The sequence below is a fragment of the Legionella stuttgartensis genome (genome assembly GCF_977063405.2).
Window position 1 is genome coordinate 1 of the sequence record NZ_CDRUHA020000056.1, and the last position, 16,510, is coordinate 16,510.

Genomic DNA, 16,510 nt, shown 5'->3' on the forward strand with positions numbered 1-16,510 from the left:
TTAGTTCTAAAATCCAATCTAAATTTAGCAATTCATTAACACTATACATATAAAATGACTTAAATAAAACAAAATTGATGGTTTATTATACAGACAAAGAGATGATTATCAATCGCTTTGTTGCAACGGCACCGTCAAGTTAGCGAATTTAGTATAAAATTATGCCAGAATCATGGATTTTAGACACAAAGAAGCGAGAGTGCAGCAGAATCCCAGATTGCTTTGGCTTCCAGAAATTTTTCCCGTTGCACTGAAGCCGTGTTGCTGTACCTTTCGACATTCACGGCAAAGATATTGCGGGTTTTTCCCATGAGGGAAAGCATCTTCTGGACACCAGCTGGTGACTTGAACCTGACCAGACACTTTTCCTTTCTTGTTGTTGGCTGATGGGCATTTTCCACCCGATTGCTCAGGGTCCTTATGCTGTCTGTGTTCGGTGCCACGGCACATGTGGCGCACAGGTTTCGTATAGCTCTTCAGCTCGTCAGTCACGATAACCCGGGGCTTTGGATATGAACCCAACAACCTTGACAGAAACCGTATGGCAGCACGTTTGTTGCGACGTTTCTGCAGGAATACATCCAGTTCATAACCATCTCTATCTACGGCACGCCATAACCAGAATTTTTCTCCGTTCAATTTCACCAGCATCTCATCCACATGCCATTTGTCTGCAGGCTTTGCTTCCCGCTTTCTAATCACGGAATGGGGAGCCTAATTTCATACACCAGCTACGCGCTGTTTCATGACTCACTAATATCCCACGATACAGCAGCCTTTCCTTTACATCTCGATAGCTGTCATTAAAACGGTGGTAGCTCCATACTACAAAACTGATAATCTCTAACGGAAATCGATAGCCCTTTGGTTTGCTCTTCAACATAACATCCCTTACAAAATGCCGAGTCTATAATAGGTATTAACTTGGCGGTGCCCAAGCAGAAATATGAAGCTGAAGGCGATGAAAAGGCGGTGTCTATGTTAAAGAAAATATCCCCTGTAGCTTGGCGGCACATTCATTTTCAAGAACACTCATATTTACGGATGATATAATCATCAATCTTGATGAGATAATCGGAAAGGTTCTTTGGCGGAGGTTAAGAAAAAGCAAGGTGACCAAAAAATGCCCGGTAATTTCTGAGGTTTGCGGTTAGAACCCCTATTAGAATAATTATTTATAAAATGATTAACAATTAAAAAATATTTGCTAAGCTGTTTCATTAAGTATGTAAATAGGTACTTTTTCATTTCAACCGATTGATTTCAGGGAATAAATCATGGATCTAAAACTTAAAGGTAAAACAGCGTTAGTAACAGGCTCTACGGCAGGAATAGGTTTTGCAATCGCGCAAATATTAGCTCATGAAGGTGCAACTGTTGTTATCAATGGGCGAACTAAGGATAGAGTAACTGAGGCCATCCAACAAATAAAAGCACACAATCCTGAGGCCAACTTGATTGCAGCACCTACTGATTTGAGCCTAAAAAAAGAAACAGAAGCATTAGTTAAACAAATACCCACTTTAGACATTCTTGTCAACAATGTCGGTATTTATAGCACCAAACCCTTTGTTGAGATTTCCGATGAAGAATGGTTGCATATGTTTGAAGTCAATGTAATGAGTGGGGTTCGTTTGAGTCGTCATTATTTGGTCCCCATGCTAAAGCAAAACTGGGGCAGAATTATCTTTATTTCAAGTGAATCAGGGGTACAAATTCCTCAAGAAATGGTGCATTATGGCATGAGTAAAACGGCACAGCTTGCTATTGCTCGGGGAATGGCTGAGACAACAAAAGGAACTAATGTCACGGTTAATTCAGTTCTCCCTGGCCCTACCAGCAGCGAGGGGATTACCCAATTTGTCGCTGATCTTGGAAAACAACAAAATAAATCGACAAAACAAATTGAGAAAGATATTTTTGAAGATCTAAGACCCACCTCTTTAATTAAACGATTTTCCACTCCTGATGAAATCGCAAATATGGTTGTATTCTTATGCAGTCCTCTATCTTCAGCCACAAACGGAGCAAGTATTCGTGTGGATGGTGGTATTATTCGAACAATTGCATAGGGTTATTTATTTAAACACTTTAGCAGTGAAATAAAACAAATTATTTAAAATAGCTGCTTTTTTTCTTAATCCTCAGATGTCTAGCACTTGGAGCATGATCCATCAAAATAGCTTATATTAGGATAGTCATGTTCCTAAAAGGATATCTTAACAAAGTGGTCACAGCTGTATTTAAGATGTTCTATGGTCATTACAATTTTGACAGAGATGGGCTCACTACCCTATTAGATTTTACTGGACTGGACATGAATTATTTGAGTCTTCGGGTGGATCTTCTTCTGGGGGGGATTCTGATTCATCCTCAGATTCTAAAAGTTTCTCACCTCCAACGTAGCGGTTAGGAGTGTATTTAGGAGGTACATAGGCTCTAAAAAAAGAAGCCCTAGCTCTCTTAGTATCAGATGGCTTGTCTTCCTTATCATTTTTGTAACTTGCTAAGTATTGAACCACAGCAGGGGGTGCGCTTTCAGACAAGTTTAAGGCTTTTTTCCAAAGTGAGTAGGATAAGATTTCTTCAAGATTAATTTGGTGATGCTGTGCATAATTTAATATCATTGATATTGCTACAGTATTGTTTCTTTTAATCGCAATATCTAATGCTGTTTGGCCCTTATTATTTCTATGCGTAAGGCTTGCTTTTTTATTTAAAAATAATTCGAATACCTTTTTGTCTTTTGAAGTATCCAGAAATGAACACGCTATCTGTAAAGGTGAATTTTTTTTTCCATCTAAATACTCAATTTCCATTCTTGGTGATTTTAAAATAAGCTTAATGACAGCGGTTTTTTTATAACGGCAAGCTTGAAAAAATGGTGTTCTTCCGTAGTTATCTTCTTGATTGATTTGAATTTTTTCTTTTCTTAATAATTCTTTAATTACCTCAAGATGTCCCCTTTCACAAGCGACAAAAAATGGCGTACTGCCATTATTATTCGGTTGGTTAATATCAATGGATTCTGTTCTTAGCAATTCTTTGACTATAGATACATGCCCATGCGCACAGGCTGCATATAGAGGGGAGCCCACATACTTAGTTTTCTGTTTAATATCAATATTTTTTTGGCTTAGTAATTCTCTCACTACATCGAGATGGCCACTTTCACAAGCTAGATAAAGAGACGTTATTAGAATATCTTTTGTTAGGTTTCGCTTAACTTTCTGGTTATTTAATAGCGCTTTAACTACCTCTACATGACCATTTTTGCAAGCCATATGAAATGGGGTTAATCCAGTGTTTAATGTCTCTAGGGTAAAAATCATCTTTGGGCGTTTTATAAACTCGTTTACCACACCGAGATGGCCCATTGCGCAAGCAATATGTAGAGGAGTTAGCCCAGACTCATCACAACGATGAATTTTAATCGGAGGATCGTGACTTAGTAATTCTCTAACTACACCACTATGCCCATTTCGGCAAGCAATATAAAGAGGGGTTTCGTATTGCATATTTTCTTGATCAACATCAATACCTGGTTGCTTTAATAGTGCTTTAACTATATCAACGTGGCCATTTTTACAGGCAATATAGAGAGGAGTTTCCTGCTTGTCAGTTAACTTATTAATCTTGATATTTTTACTTAATAACTCCTTAACTACATCTACATGGCCTTTTTTGCAAGCAATATGAAGGGGAGAAAATGTGTCTATATTTGTCTGTCTAGTATTAGTTTTAGGTTGCTTAAGTAGTTCTTTAACCACATCAACATGACCATTTTGACATGCGTAGAAAAGAGGGGTTGCTCCCAGGTCATCAGCTAGATTAATCTCAATCCCTTCTTGCGCTAACAAAGTCTTTACTACTTCAACATGACCTTTATAACAGGCGATGCTAAGGGGGGTCATTCCTCTATGAGGGTTAATTTCAACTCCAGGTTGCAGTAATAGCTCTTTGACCATATCGAGATGGCCATTTTTACAAGCCATAAATAACAATCCACCGCCATATCTATCATACATACGTGCTAATTCAGGCTTAATGGGATAGTCTAAGTTAAATTTAACAAAGGATTTTTTAATTGAATCTAGATCTCCATTGCCATTTGCAAGGACCCTTGTACCTAAGACTACATTCGAGCTACCATCCAGTGAATCAAAAATACTATCAACAAGACCTTCTAAATTCATTTCTCGATAATAGGATGTCATAGATGGGTATCGCTTAAAGTCATTTGTGTCAATATAAAACCAAGTTTTGGTTGTCTTGTTATATTTCATACAAACACTATGTCTTAAGTTATCTAATAAAATCGGCAACTCTGAATCAGTTTCGCTTAATATCTGTTCTAGATTTTTTAAATAGTCGGCTAAACTTGTTTTGTTAAATGCATAAGATTTGTGCAGTATACTGATTAACTCTTGTTGTTCCAGCTTCTTTGATTTAGCAAAAGAATAAATATCCCTAATGTCTTCTTGAGCAACATAATTTCTATTAAATAAATCACTATGCTCATCTGGCGCCAAATAAAGTTCAATACCCTCAAAAAAGGCTAGTATTTGTAGTAATTGCTTGGCTTTGTTATCAAGCTTTTCATGCATCTGTACCTTCTTTTTGACTTCTTCAATTTCATTTTTTAATGCTTCGAAATCAGGTTTGTAAGCAGAAATTAAATCAAGCCTTTCAAAAAATACTTTTTCATCATTAGCAAGGATGGCCTGAGCCCACATGCATGAGAAACCTCTGCATACGCCTTCAGATTTTTGTTTATTACAAATAAGCTTATATAATTCTATTAAATCGGAGTGAAACAATTTATCCATTACGTATTCACAATGTCTTGTATGTATAATAATTATACATTATATGCTAGATATGCGAAAGAATCGATAAAGCGAATCGCCTCAATGTGTCAACGCGATCCATCACTATTTAAAAGCGAACGAAAAAATTCTCAGTGTTGAGGAGATTTAATTCCAATGTAAATTGCACATTGCTCTTGTCCCATATAAATCTCAAAATCGGTCTCATAGGCTCTTAATACAGTAGATTGATTTTCAAAATAAAGCCAAATTGCTTGCCAGGTTTCGATAATGGCTTGAGGCATAGAACCTGAGTTTTTAAAAACAAGATAATTCCCTTTATTAACACTGATGGAATTAAAATTATTTTTTATTGTCAAATCATTGAGCTTAACTCCAGCAGTAACTGTATAAAAACCGTTACAATCAGATTCATAATCAGAATAGACTCCATAAATCGGTACATCAGATTGAGTCGATATTTTTGACGTAAAAAATCGTTGCCAAAGTTCTGGTAGCTTTGCTGTTTGAGGATTAAATTCATCAGAATTTTTGGTTCGCGCACTCAAACCTATTACGGTAAATGCTTGGAGGTTGATAAGTTGTGGTGTAATTTGCTTCATAATGAGCTCTCTCTTGAGTTTATAACCATTGAGCGTGCATAGCAGCAGCAATAATTGATTTATCGTGTTCACTTATTGGAATTAATCCATATCGCAACTGATAACCCCAATTTTTATTTTTTGTAAAATCGAGCTCATGAAGTAAAGGTGTAATAGGAATTTCAAACGCCCTAGCCCATTGTACATTTCGTCGAAAAGGATGAAAGTCTTGATTCATTTCAACTTGATAGGGTTCTCCATAGTTTACAATTCCTATTGCTGTAAATGAGCGTAATCTATCTTTTCCATGAAAACTGATTGTTGGCGAGTAATAGATAACATAGTCATTTGGATGGATCCGATTTAAAGGCGCACGTTTACCATGACAAATTTGCATAATGCCTAAGTGTTGACCTAAACGAACATGTTCAGCACACGCAACCGCCAACCAATTTTTACTCATGATTCATTGCCAATTCATTAGAGAAGTTACCAATATAATCGAAGCCAGTGACAGTTTTTGTCAGTAGTGAACAATCAGTTCATACTAATTTCTTCAATGAGTTTTAATGCATCCGATGCAAGTTCAAATGAGTCCAGATCTAAATCTTCCCGCATATGCTGTTGGTTGCTTGTTCCCGTCAAAGGAAGTATCCCACTTTGCAATGCAAATCGAAAAATAATTTGAGGTATCGATTTTTTATACTGTTCCACAAGTTGATACATAGTATTCGTTTGCAAATAAGCTTGGTTTGCCGTGAGTAAAGAAAATCCTTGATAAATTATTCCATGGTTTTTACAGAATAATCGAATTGCTAAATCCCATTGCTTACTAGCAAAACAGCGATTTTGGACGAATGCCGGTTTTACAATTGCAGCATGATAAAGTGCTTCCAGTTGATCCAAACCCACATTGGAAATACCAAGTAATTTGATTTTTCCTTCATGATATAAATCCTCCATTGCGGCCCAAGTATCCAGATCATCTTGAACAATACCAGAATTATAAGATGGGCCGTGAAGAATGTATGAATCAATGTAATCGGTTTGTAAGTGCTTTAGAGAGCTTGCAAATGATTGTCTCACTTGCTCTTTATATGAATCCGTATTCTCAAAAGGTTTGCGCTCATCGTGTCCGTGAGCGGGTGTGAATTTGGTTTGCAAAAATAAATCGTTTCGTTGTTTTCCGCTTGCCTTTAAAAATTGCTGAATTCCAAGTCCAACCCCTTCTTCAAAATAGTGCCTACGCTGGTTTGCTGTATCAATTCCAGTAAACCCATATTTTAATGCCTGAAAAGTTAGCTCTTGGCTTCGTTCTTCTTTCCAAGCTGTGCCATAGAGAAAAGGTGGGATACTAATATGGTTTAACTCGTGTTTAAATGCTTCAAGCATAGAATAGCAACTTAATGTAGGATGAGTAGAATAGTTTTAGTGTATTCTTAAAGAAAAATAAATCAACACCCTACTTTTTCTAAAATAAATTTCGTTACTGAGATTTATTTACCGCAAGAGTTGCCCTCCATTTTTTTAAAAGAGGTTGGCGACGTTCAGGATAAACTACTTCTTTTAGATTTAATTCAATAATACGATCCGTTCTAAAATGTCGAAAATCTTGCCTTAGTTCACACCAGGCAATAAGTATACGGACTTGGTCAAAAAAACCCAGAGCTAATGGCCAAATAATCCGATCGGAAGAGTTTTCATTTACATCCAGGTAGATCATTTGAAGTTTTCTTTCCAAGCGTATTGCTTTTCTAATTAAAATTAAATCAGAATCTTTACCTTCGGTGACTTTTCCTGGAGCAATAAGCAGCCCAGAAATTTCGAGTTGTTCGCGTAATTCATTGGGAAGTACTGCTGCAATTTTTGCCAGTGCATTTTGTGCAGCCAATTTGAGCTGAGTATCAGTTCGATCCGCTACCCATCGCGAACCAAGAACTATAGCTTCAATTTCATCAGTGGTAAACATAAGTGGAGGAAGGGTAAATCCTGGGCGCAACATATAACCCATACCTGCTTCCCCTTCAATCGGAGCCCCCTGTCCTTTCAACATCGAAATATCTCGATACAAAGTACGAAGGCTAACTCCTAGCTCCTGGGCAAGCGATACGCCACTTACTGGAAAACGGTGCCGTCTTAATATCTGAATTAAGTCCAATAGTCGTTCAGTTCGGGACATTTTATAAAAAATACCTTAGATAGTGTCATCAAATTTAATTTCCCTTATAGGTCATGTACTAGTTCCACCGAGTGACGAAGTTTATAGCATAAAGAAGTGAACGTTGTAAAACGTAGGGAAAAAGCTATCAATCTAGTGGATGTTAACATTATTTTATAAGCCCAACGTCCCGAATTTATACAAGGGGATGAGAATTGAGAAAATATAAAACTCCTAAGATCTTAGAATAAAATTTAAACGACTCCCCTACAAATCCGAATTGTTATGCGTACTAGGTAACGTTTTGTTATTCAAGATGAATTTTAAATGCCAAGATTTTGAGTTGTTCTTCACTCAGATATTTTCTTTAATGAAAAATTAACAGGCACTCTGGTTAATTAATAATTTCTTAATACTGCCTTGATACAATTACCTCCTATGTGTGCTGATAATGAGCAATCCAAGAGGTAAGATATGGGTAGAAGCTCCCTCCCCAAAGACATAAAACAAAATGAGATAAACTCTATTTGTGTATTATTAAATCAGAATTTAATCCGTACCACTCAAGATTTAATAGATAATTTTGAGCAACTTATTGAACAAATTCGCCAAAACAAGCAAATTTTTAAAAAAACGTACACTCCAGAACAATGCGTTCAAATACTCAAAAAGGCAATTAAAGATTACAATAATGTATATGCCTATAAAATTACGCTAAAAGAAGAACTCATAGATAATTTTCTTTATGTTGAAAAGACAAAAAAACCAGTAAGCATCACTCAAACAAGCTCTTTTGATACAACAGTTGAAGATGATTTAACCAAAGTAACAAAAGGTTATGATCGTCTTGAAATTGCTCAAGAACGAGTCCAGAAAATGAGTACTAGCATTTTGCAGGTGTTACAACATCAAGAATTTGCTGTGGTACCACAAATAATTATTGGTTCAGGTGATACTGGGACTACACTTTGGCTTGAACAACATAAAGCACATCACGGAACCAGCCAAGAACTTTTAGCTCGTGGAGAACTTCCTCCAATTTTAATGATTGGTGAAGATCCTGGTAATTGGAGACATAACTATACCCTTGCTCAACCTCACAGTATTCTTGAGCGTACAACGGGTAGAGAAAATCCATCGATTTATTTGCCAACAGATTATTATCAAAAAAATCCCCATGCTAATGGTCGACATGTCTACCAAGCAAATCAAGTAAATCTTGGTTTTACAGAAGCACCTTTGTTACGTGCATCTGTATTACGCATTGAAGAAAGAAGTAATCATTTAGGAGATTGGAACTCTCCAGATCAGAAATATCGCGTGGTTGTGAATACTCCTGCTGGAGCAAAAAGGATCTATACCGATGAGCTTAATATTTGCACAGGTCTTGGACCAGCAAGAAATATCATTTCAGGATCGTTGCTCTCCTCTGTTGATTTTGAAAGCTTAAACAAATTTGATCCCCACAAAGGATTTACACCAATTGTGGATGGTAACCGTTTTATTTTAACTGAAACGGAAGAACACGGTAAGGCACCAAGAACAATAGTAATCTACGGAGGTGGTGGAACGGCTGCTGCATGCTATAGAAAAGGCTTTTTTGGGCATGATAAACGAACAGAAGATATGGAGTTCAACAAAACAAATCAGCAAAACACAGTTACCTGGATAGCAAAGCAATTTGATAAAGCCGGTACAGGTAAACTTGCTACTACTGCATTAGCCACGGCAAAGGCACGTGGAGAATTAATGACAGCTGAATTATCAAAAATTGAACCTCAAAGTAATGGAAAACTATTATTGTCATTTAAAAGCGCATCAAAAAACCTTCCTATTGAGTGCGACCAATTAATTTATTCTGTTGGACAAGATGATAATCTTACGAGAACCCTTTGCAAAGAAATTGAAACCGATCTGTCACTTGTTTATGATAAAAATGATATGGTACTTCATGTATGCTCAGCCGATAAAAAAGTATTTTTCTTCGGAGCAGCTGCCATGGCCGTTCGAGAAAAGGAATATATGGAAGCTACATGGAAATGGCTTAAATCCGAAAATATTGGTGGTGATGTAGGTCCTGGATCAATGCCCCCTTCTAGAGCACAAATCAAGTGTTATAATTTTTGGCGTGGTCTAGACCCAAATAGTATTAATGCCAATATGGACAGTCAATATTTAATTATTAAATACTTGGAAAAAGCCGGGGTGGATCAAAAAGTGGCTGCACAGTTCGTAGATGACTTGTTAGATGCAAGAAAAATGAGTACTTGTGGCGCATCGCATTCAATGATTCTAGCTCTTTTGAAGAAACATCAATTAGATGGGATCATTGAAATAAAAGGACATGGACATCTAGCATTAAAAACAGATAGTAAATCTGTTGCTACTCAATCGAAACAAAAACTCTTATCCTGGCTTGGCCCACAAAGAACAACAAAAGATGCAGATATACTCGTTTCATCTGTTCACGCGGATAAAACATCTAAGACTACTATAGAAAAAGAGGGAGAGGGTGTACAATTAATTGCAGAAATAAGAATATAAGACCCTCTTGTGTTCATTATTTTTTATAGGGAAAACATTAAATATGTATGCTCTTTTAACACTTGCTTGGATTCCATATGCAATTAGCTAAATTTCTTGAGTTAAATGAACAAGAAAATTACCAGCAAATTAAGTTATTAAGCCTAAAAAAACGATTGAAACCGGATTTTTTTTATCAAATAATTGAACAAGCAGATCAGGAAGAGTTATTCAAGCTTGCGATTAATAATCCTGAAATTGATGCGATATGTAAAGCACCTGAATTAAAATCTCACTGGGAAGAGATGTGGCGACTTTGTGGTGTTAATCCCAAAGAAAATGCTTTAGTAAATCTAAAACCAGTGCATGAATATCAACCCATGTCCACAGTTAGCTCTTGCTTTGATCTACTCAAGGGACTATATCTTTATGAAAATTATAGAAAAATTTTTAACGACATGGAGCATACAAAGGAGTTTTATGACGATGTAGAAGAATTTTTAGCGACGTCCGGTCTCTATGGATGTTTTTTTGCCTTAAATGCGTTATGTAAAGGTGGATTAGATTTATTACACTATGAGTTTGATGAAAAGATTGCAGAAAAGGTAATTTTTTATGCTGAACTCGCCGCAAAATATTATTTATCAGCAGGGTATTTACTGTTGGCAAATGTTTATCAAGAATTGCTTAAACATCAAAATGAACCTAATTTTATTGGACGGAATTTATCGCTTCAAGCATTTCAAGCAATGGGGGTCGCAAAGAGATTAGAGCAATATTCTGCCCCAATGCTTAATAATGCATACCAAGGAAAAACATTAAATGAAGCAAGTAATGGACAAATAACGAGTTTTTCACAAGCATTATCCAGGTTACAACGTTATTTGTCATTATCCCCTTTGGAACTAGAAATTGCTACAAATGCAGCAATAACTGAGGCTGGTTCAATTATAAAAACCTATAAGCTTGTTCATACTCGATTAGATGAAGAGCCTGCAATAGTAAAACCTAGAATGCTATAAAAGCAAAAACTCAAACTATCTATTAATCCAAATATCTTCCACTTTTGATAATTGTTCCAATCCCAGATCCCACTATTTTACTTATCATGTAAATGATATTGTACAGGTCATAAACCTCTAGGATTGCGTTTGAGTTTAGAGCAAATGCATTAAAAGGATAGCAAGATGAATTTTTATGATTCCCAATTTAAAAAATATCATTTCCTTATATGCTTGATTTCATGGATGTTCTCACTTCCCGCATTCGCAGCACACAAAATCATTGATTTAGATATCGCTTATAAAACCGTTTATTTCGCCAATAAACCTGCCAAAGCTATTGCTGTAAATAATCAAATCCCCGGCCCCACTTTACACTTTAAAGAAGGCGATCAGGTGACTATTAATGTTTACAATCATCTTGATAAAGGAACAGCCGTACATTGGCATGGTGTATTGGTACCCTGGCAAATGGATGGTGTGGAGGGTGTGGCACAAACTGAAATTCCTCCAGGCGGAGTTTTTCATTATCAATTTACTTTAAAGCAATCCGGTACTTATTGGTACCATGCTCATGCTGGTTTGGAGGAACAACAAGGTTTGTATGGGGCTTTTTTGATTGATCCAAAAAAAACGCCACGTTATACCTATACCAAAGATTATGTGATCGTTTTATCGGATTGGATTAATACAAAACCTGAACACGTTTTAGCAAATCTTAAAAAATCCGGAGATTATTATGCTCCTCGCTTTCCGCTACAACCATCACTCGCAAAATTTATTCATGATTATCATAAGGCATCTAAAAATGAACGACAAAGTCTCATTGCCGATTATAAAAGCATGCAGCAAATGCGCATGGGCATTTATGATATAAGTGATGTCGCTTTCGATGCTTTTTTAATCAATGGACATCCTAACTCCAACCCATGGACTGCCCCTGCTAAAGTAGGTGATATCGTTCGCTTGCGATTTATTGATGCCGGGAGTAGCACCATGTTCCGTATCAAAATACCGGGTTCCATCATGAGGGTCATCCAAGCTGATGGAAATGATGTAAAACCTTATTCAACTAAAGAATTAACGATTTCACCAGCAGAAACATATGATGTTTTAGTGAAAATAGATAACGATAGACCTTATATTATTTATGCAGGCTCAAAAGATACCGTCGGGACTGCATATGGCGCTTTAAAGACAAGAGCAAATCAAACTGTTCAATTCGGTCAAGTAGAGCCCTTTCCTGAACCCATCCCTGTCAGTAGAGAAATGATGAATATTATGATGGGTGGTATGTATCATGGAACCTTACCTATAAATCAACAAAAACAAAAAAAACCAAAGTTTTCAATGAGGCAAACGCATGGCATGAAGATGGATCATGGCATGAAGATGGATCATGGTATGAAGATGGATCATGGTATGAAGATGGATCATGGTATGAAGATGGATCATGGCATGAAGATGGATCATGGCATGAAGATGGATCATGGCATGAAGATGGATCATGGCATGAAGATGGATCATGGCATGAAGATGGATCATGGCATGAAGATGGATCATGGCATGAAGATGCCCATTGAGCCAACTCGATTTAAAGATACAGTATCCCCCTCTGATTCATCCTATATGACGTCATTAGAAACAAAGTATCGTGATTTGACTGCTGCAGTTCCAACCAATAATCCCAATAAACCTGTCGAAGGAGTGATTAATTTGGAATTATTTGGCTACATGGGACAATTTATCTGGTTCATCAATGGCGTACCTGGTTATAAGGCTAAACCAATTCCGTTGAAACCCGGGAAACGTTATCGCTTTGTCTTTACCAATACATCCATGATGCATCATCCAATGCATATTCATGGTCATTGGTTCATTTTACGAACAGGAAAAGATGCCTATGATCCTTTGAAACATACTCTAGATATTCCACCAGGAGCAACAATAACTGCGGATGTAGATACTGATGCAAGTGGGCAATGGTTTTTCCATTGTCACATGCTTTATCATATGATGACGGGAATGAATCGGGTCTTTCAATATACAACAATCATCAAAATTGCAGAAGGTACAGCCAAACCGGAAGACATTGAGAAGAATACAGCTTATTACAACCGCCCCATCATTAGAGTCGATGAAGCAATTAGGCCGATTAATTTACATTTAGTAAAGCATCCTATGGCTCATGGTGCAGGCTTTTGGTTTGCTACACTTGTTGATGTGGGGGCCGATCCGTTACACAACTCTCAACGACTTTCATATAAGGGCATGTATGGTCCTGATTATAATAAATTAGAATTATTTACCAATGATGCTGAACTGTACAAAGACGTAGTTGAAAATGCGGATATTGATATATTTTACTGGCATTTAATCAGTCAATTTTGGGCAGTTAAAGGTGGAGTAAACTATTTTAATCAACCTGCCACCAAACCCTATTGGCAAGCTGGCCTTGGTCTGGAAGGATTAATGCCTTTTTTCATTGATACCGATATAAGAACTTATTTCTATGCTGGCAGCGTAAAATTCGATATTGAACTATCGCGGGATACGCAAATTACTAATAATTTTTTGATACGAACGGGAATCCGCAGTATTTTAGCAACTAAAACAGTGGTCCATGCTCAAATTGGCGGTGGTTTGAATCAAATGCGTTATATAGTAAGACCTTATTATCGTCTTATGCCTGGTCTAAGTTTGTTCGTAGAATATGAAAACGAACATGATTACGGGGCGTTTAAAACAATTGAGGATACAGGTATTACTCCCGACATTTCGAATACAGTTTCTTTAGGATTGTCGTTTCTGTTTTAGATAACTTTATGATCGTAGCCTAGGCTACAAATTATAAAAAGATTGTTACCATATATCACCCAAGCTACACTACTGAAAATAAAATTATGGATGCCTACATTGAGGAACCTACCAAGGATACTGCTTAAAAAAGCAGATAAGCCCTTATATTTTTTGGGTCAATTATTGCTATTACTGATTCTCATCATTGCTTTTGTTCCCTTTTCTCCCAAAATGCCAGCTTCAGGCATCGATCCTTCATGGGCCCTTGGACTAAACCAAGCAGTTGCTCAAGGATTGGCTTTTGGTAAGGAAATAATTTTTACCCTAGGCCCCTATTCATCTCTTTATACAAAAGCCTATCATCCAGCAACTGATCTAATGATGTTTACAGGTTGTTTTTACATAGCACTTACGTACTGGGGTTGTTTACGATTTTTAATGAAAAAAAGTAAATGGTATTGGGCTCTAATTTATTGCGTTCCATTTTTAGGGATGATTTATTCACGGGACTCTTTGTTTTTTTCTTATCCATTGCTTGCTGGATTATGCACTTTCAAAATCATCTCATTGGAAGATAAGCCCGCTGGAAATTATCTTTTATTCTTTGTTTTTTTCCTCTTTGCTCCCTTTGGCTTAATGGCGTTAATCAAAGGGTCAATGTTGATTATTTGCTTACTTATGCTTTTTCTTTGCTTCATTTTTTTTCTTGCACACAAAGAAAAAAAACTCGCATTGATTTGTCTTCTATCTCCTTCGATATCAATCATTGTATTTTGGTTGGCGGCAGGACAATCACTTCTGACATTACCTGATTATCTCACAAGCTCACTTTTCATAGCATCAGGATTTACTGAAGCCATGTCTGCTGATGGAAATATGAACGAAATATTTTTATATTTGCTTACTTGTCTATTAATTTTCACAACCATTTCATGGAACAAACAAATACCCATTACTAAAAAAATCTTTTTATTGAGTATGTATTTTATTTTTCTATTTGTTTCTTTTAAAACCGGTTTTACACGTCATTTTGGTCATGCTTTCATACCTGGAACTTCTATTTTCCTTGCAGCACTATTTTTATCCTTAATTTTTAATTCCTGGATCAGTTACTTGCTCATTATTTTTTCATTAAACACTTGGTTTTACATTAATAGTCAGTATACCCACATATCCATTCGAGATAATTTTATCTCTACTTATTCATCGGCCTGGCATGGTTTAAAGAACAGAATACACGATTTTTCCTGGCTCGAAAAAAATTTTGCGTTCACTATGAATTTTATACATGAGCAAGCGGCATTCCCCATTTTAAAAGGTACCACTGACATTTACTCATACGATCAAGCGTACTTAATATCTTCACAAAACACTTGGTCGCCACGTCCAATTTTTCAGAGCTACTCTGTTTTTAATACAGTCTTGGCTAAGAACAATAAACAACATCTTCAAGGCAAACAAAAACCTGATAATATTATTTTTAAAATTGAACCTATTGATCAACGAGTCCCCTCGTTGGAGGATGGTGCAAGTTGGCCCTTACTACTGGTTAATTATCAACCTATTCATTCCAATAATAATTTTCTATTTCTCCGAAAGAAGAAACATGAGCATCAAAAAAAAATGACTTTATTAAAAAAGGAATCTCATTTGCTTGGTGAGCAAGTCAAAATACCAGAAACCGAACTACTATTTGTTGAAATTGAGCTAACCCCTACTATATGGGGAACTTTAGCAACCATTATCTTTAAACCGCAACAATTGCAGATTACTATGAATCTAAACAATGGCACAACAAAACAATATCGTCTTGTTGCAAACATGGCGAAGTCAATGTTTCTTCTTTCGCCTCTTGTTGAAAATACTAGCGAGTTTTTAGTACTTTATAAGAAAAATAACAAATTAGATGCTAAAAAGGTAAAATCCTTGATCATTTCAACAAATCAAGAAAGAAATTGGCATTGGAATAACGAATATACTATTAATTTTAAACGCATGTCTTATTAGAAAGGTATTCAGATCTGGGAGCTCTTAACCTCTCTTATTAGAAGAGAGGTTAGCCGAGTGCCTTTTCTTTCACAATGTCCTAAACCATCTATTTTTGTAAAGAATATCCATCATTTAGCCAGCCTTGCAGTCCTGTTTCTAACGATAAAATATTGGAGTAACCCATTTTTTGTAAGTTGTCCGCGACTAAGGCACTTCGAAATCCCCCACTACAATAAACAATGACTTGGGCATTAAGATCCGGAATTGTCTTCTCAATATCTCGCTCAACAATTCCTTTACTTAAGTGAATTGCGGTCGGAATACAACCTGTATCCCATTCATTAAGTTCGCGCACATCAATAAGATGCATCTGTTCATGGCGATCAATTTTTTCTTTTAGTGTTTTTGGTGTTATTTCTTTAATACGTTTTTTTGATTCAGCTACCAGTGCTAAAAATCCTTGGGCATGTTGTTTCACTATGTTCTCCTAACTGTTTATTTAACTTATTGTCCATAATTTATTGCATTTTTTCATTTCCATATAGCAAGAGTTACAACAAGAACAAATTATAATCCAAATGCTATAATTATAATCAGATAAATCCAAATTCGATCACTTAAATCGTTGGA

13 protein-coding genes are annotated in these 16,510 nt (G+C 36.3%); 5 read left to right on the top strand and 8 right to left on the bottom strand.

The features are described 5' to 3' along the window. Window positions 1-159: 159 nt before the first annotated feature. Window positions 160-702: an IS6 family transposase gene (locus ACWTEW_RS14320; RefSeq protein ID WP_454782330.1), complete on the bottom strand. Its 543-nt coding sequence runs from the start codon at window positions 700-702 to the stop codon at window positions 160-162. Beyond that, entirely contained in the window at window positions 695-883 is a 189-nt protein-coding gene (locus ACWTEW_RS14325; RefSeq protein ID WP_454782331.1) for a hypothetical protein, read from the bottom strand. Before ACWTEW_RS14325 ends, ACWTEW_RS14320 begins: the two co-directional genes overlap by 8 nt. Before the next feature lie 394 nt (window positions 884-1,277). Between ACWTEW_RS14325 and ACWTEW_RS14330 the strand changes: the two genes are divergently transcribed. Further along, window positions 1,278-2,072, top strand: a complete 795-nt coding sequence (locus ACWTEW_RS14330; protein ID WP_454782332.1) for an SDR family NAD(P)-dependent oxidoreductase — start codon at window positions 1,278-1,280, stop codon at window positions 2,070-2,072. 231 nt (window positions 2,073-2,303) lie between these two features. On the opposite strand, the gene ACWTEW_RS14335 is transcribed toward ACWTEW_RS14330, so the two are convergent. The 5 genes from ACWTEW_RS14335 to ACWTEW_RS14355 form a co-directional block, all read right to left on the bottom strand. Next, the gene (locus tag ACWTEW_RS14335) at window positions 2,304-4,829 is read right to left on the bottom strand and encodes an ankyrin repeat domain-containing protein (RefSeq protein ID WP_454782333.1); all 2,526 of its coding nucleotides are present in this window, start codon (window positions 4,827-4,829) and stop codon (window positions 2,304-2,306) included. 131 nt (window positions 4,830-4,960) lie between these two features. Beyond that, window positions 4,961-5,431, bottom strand: a complete 471-nt coding sequence (locus ACWTEW_RS14340; RefSeq protein WP_454782334.1) for a GyrI-like domain-containing protein — start codon at window positions 5,429-5,431, stop codon at window positions 4,961-4,963. A gap of 19 nt (window positions 5,432-5,450) precedes the next feature. Beyond that, entirely contained in the window at window positions 5,451-5,873 is a 423-nt protein-coding gene (locus ACWTEW_RS14345; RefSeq protein WP_454782335.1) for an EVE domain-containing protein, read from the bottom strand. A 74-nt stretch (window positions 5,874-5,947) separates the two neighbouring features. After that, window positions 5,948-6,802 carry an aldo/keto reductase family protein gene (locus ACWTEW_RS14350; RefSeq protein WP_454782336.1) on the bottom strand — a complete coding sequence of 285 codons (855 nt, stop codon included), beginning with the start codon at window positions 6,800-6,802 and terminating at the stop codon, window positions 5,948-5,950. A 94-nt stretch (window positions 6,803-6,896) separates the two neighbouring features. After that, a complete protein-coding gene (locus tag ACWTEW_RS14355) occupies window positions 6,897-7,589 on the bottom strand; it encodes a helix-turn-helix transcriptional regulator (protein ID WP_454782337.1) in 693 nt (230 codons plus the stop codon). A gap of 453 nt (window positions 7,590-8,042) precedes the next feature. On the opposite strand from ACWTEW_RS14355, the gene ACWTEW_RS14360 reads away from it, so the two are divergent. From ACWTEW_RS14360 to ACWTEW_RS14375, 4 genes are all read left to right on the top strand, one after another. After that, window positions 8,043-10,112, top strand: coding sequence for a hypothetical protein (locus ACWTEW_RS14360; protein ID WP_454782338.1), 2,070 nt, complete (start codon window positions 8,043-8,045; stop codon window positions 10,110-10,112). Window positions 10,113-10,189: 77 nt separating this feature from the next. Beyond that, window positions 10,190-11,113 (top strand): DUF5630 domain-containing protein, encoded by a 924-nt coding sequence (locus ACWTEW_RS14365; RefSeq protein ID WP_454782339.1) that lies wholly within the window; start codon window positions 10,190-10,192, stop codon window positions 11,111-11,113. A 225-nt stretch (window positions 11,114-11,338) separates the two neighbouring features. Further along, a complete protein-coding gene (locus ACWTEW_RS14370; RefSeq protein ID WP_454782583.1) occupies window positions 11,339-13,909 on the top strand; it encodes a multicopper oxidase domain-containing protein in 2,571 nt (856 codons plus the stop codon). A 90-nt stretch (window positions 13,910-13,999) separates the two neighbouring features. Continuing rightward, the gene (locus ACWTEW_RS14375; protein ID WP_454782340.1) at window positions 14,000-15,898 is read left to right on the top strand and encodes a hypothetical protein; all 1,899 of its coding nucleotides are present in this window, start codon (window positions 14,000-14,002) and stop codon (window positions 15,896-15,898) included. An 88-nt stretch (window positions 15,899-15,986) separates the two neighbouring features. On the opposite strand, the gene ACWTEW_RS14380 is transcribed toward ACWTEW_RS14375, so the two are convergent. After that, window positions 15,987-16,358: a rhodanese-like domain-containing protein gene (locus tag ACWTEW_RS14380; protein WP_454782341.1), complete on the bottom strand. Its 372-nt coding sequence runs from the start codon at window positions 16,356-16,358 to the stop codon at window positions 15,987-15,989. Window positions 16,359-16,510: the final 152 nt, after the last annotated feature.

Coding starts and splice junctions, on each gene's coding strand:
- ACWTEW_RS14370 (WP_454782583.1), top strand. CDS start 11,339: ATGTTCTCACTTCCCGCATTCGCAGCACACAAAATCATTGATTTAGAT.
- ACWTEW_RS14345 (WP_454782335.1), bottom strand. CDS start 5,873: ATGAGTAAAAATTGGTTGGCGGTTGCGTGTGCTGAACATGTTCGTTTA.
- ACWTEW_RS14325 (WP_454782331.1), bottom strand. CDS start 883: ATGTTGAAGAGCAAACCAAAGGGCTATCGATTTCCGTTAGAGATTATC.
- ACWTEW_RS14375 (WP_454782340.1), top strand. CDS start 14,000: ATGCCTACATTGAGGAACCTACCAAGGATACTGCTTAAAAAAGCAGAT.
- ACWTEW_RS14360 (WP_454782338.1), top strand. CDS start 8,043: ATGGGTAGAAGCTCCCTCCCCAAAGACATAAAACAAAATGAGATAAAC.
- ACWTEW_RS14350 (WP_454782336.1), bottom strand. CDS start 6,802: ATGCTTGAAGCATTTAAACACGAGTTAAACCATATTAGTATCCCACCT.
- ACWTEW_RS14340 (WP_454782334.1), bottom strand. CDS start 5,431: ATGAAGCAAATTACACCACAACTTATCAACCTCCAAGCATTTACCGTA.
- ACWTEW_RS14355 (WP_454782337.1), bottom strand. CDS start 7,589: ATGTCCCGAACTGAACGACTATTGGACTTAATTCAGATATTAAGACGG.
- ACWTEW_RS14330 (WP_454782332.1), top strand. CDS start 1,278: ATGGATCTAAAACTTAAAGGTAAAACAGCGTTAGTAACAGGCTCTACG.
- ACWTEW_RS14365 (WP_454782339.1), top strand. CDS start 10,190: ATGCAATTAGCTAAATTTCTTGAGTTAAATGAACAAGAAAATTACCAG.
- ACWTEW_RS14335 (WP_454782333.1), bottom strand. CDS start 4,829: ATGGATAAATTGTTTCACTCCGATTTAATAGAATTATATAAGCTTATT.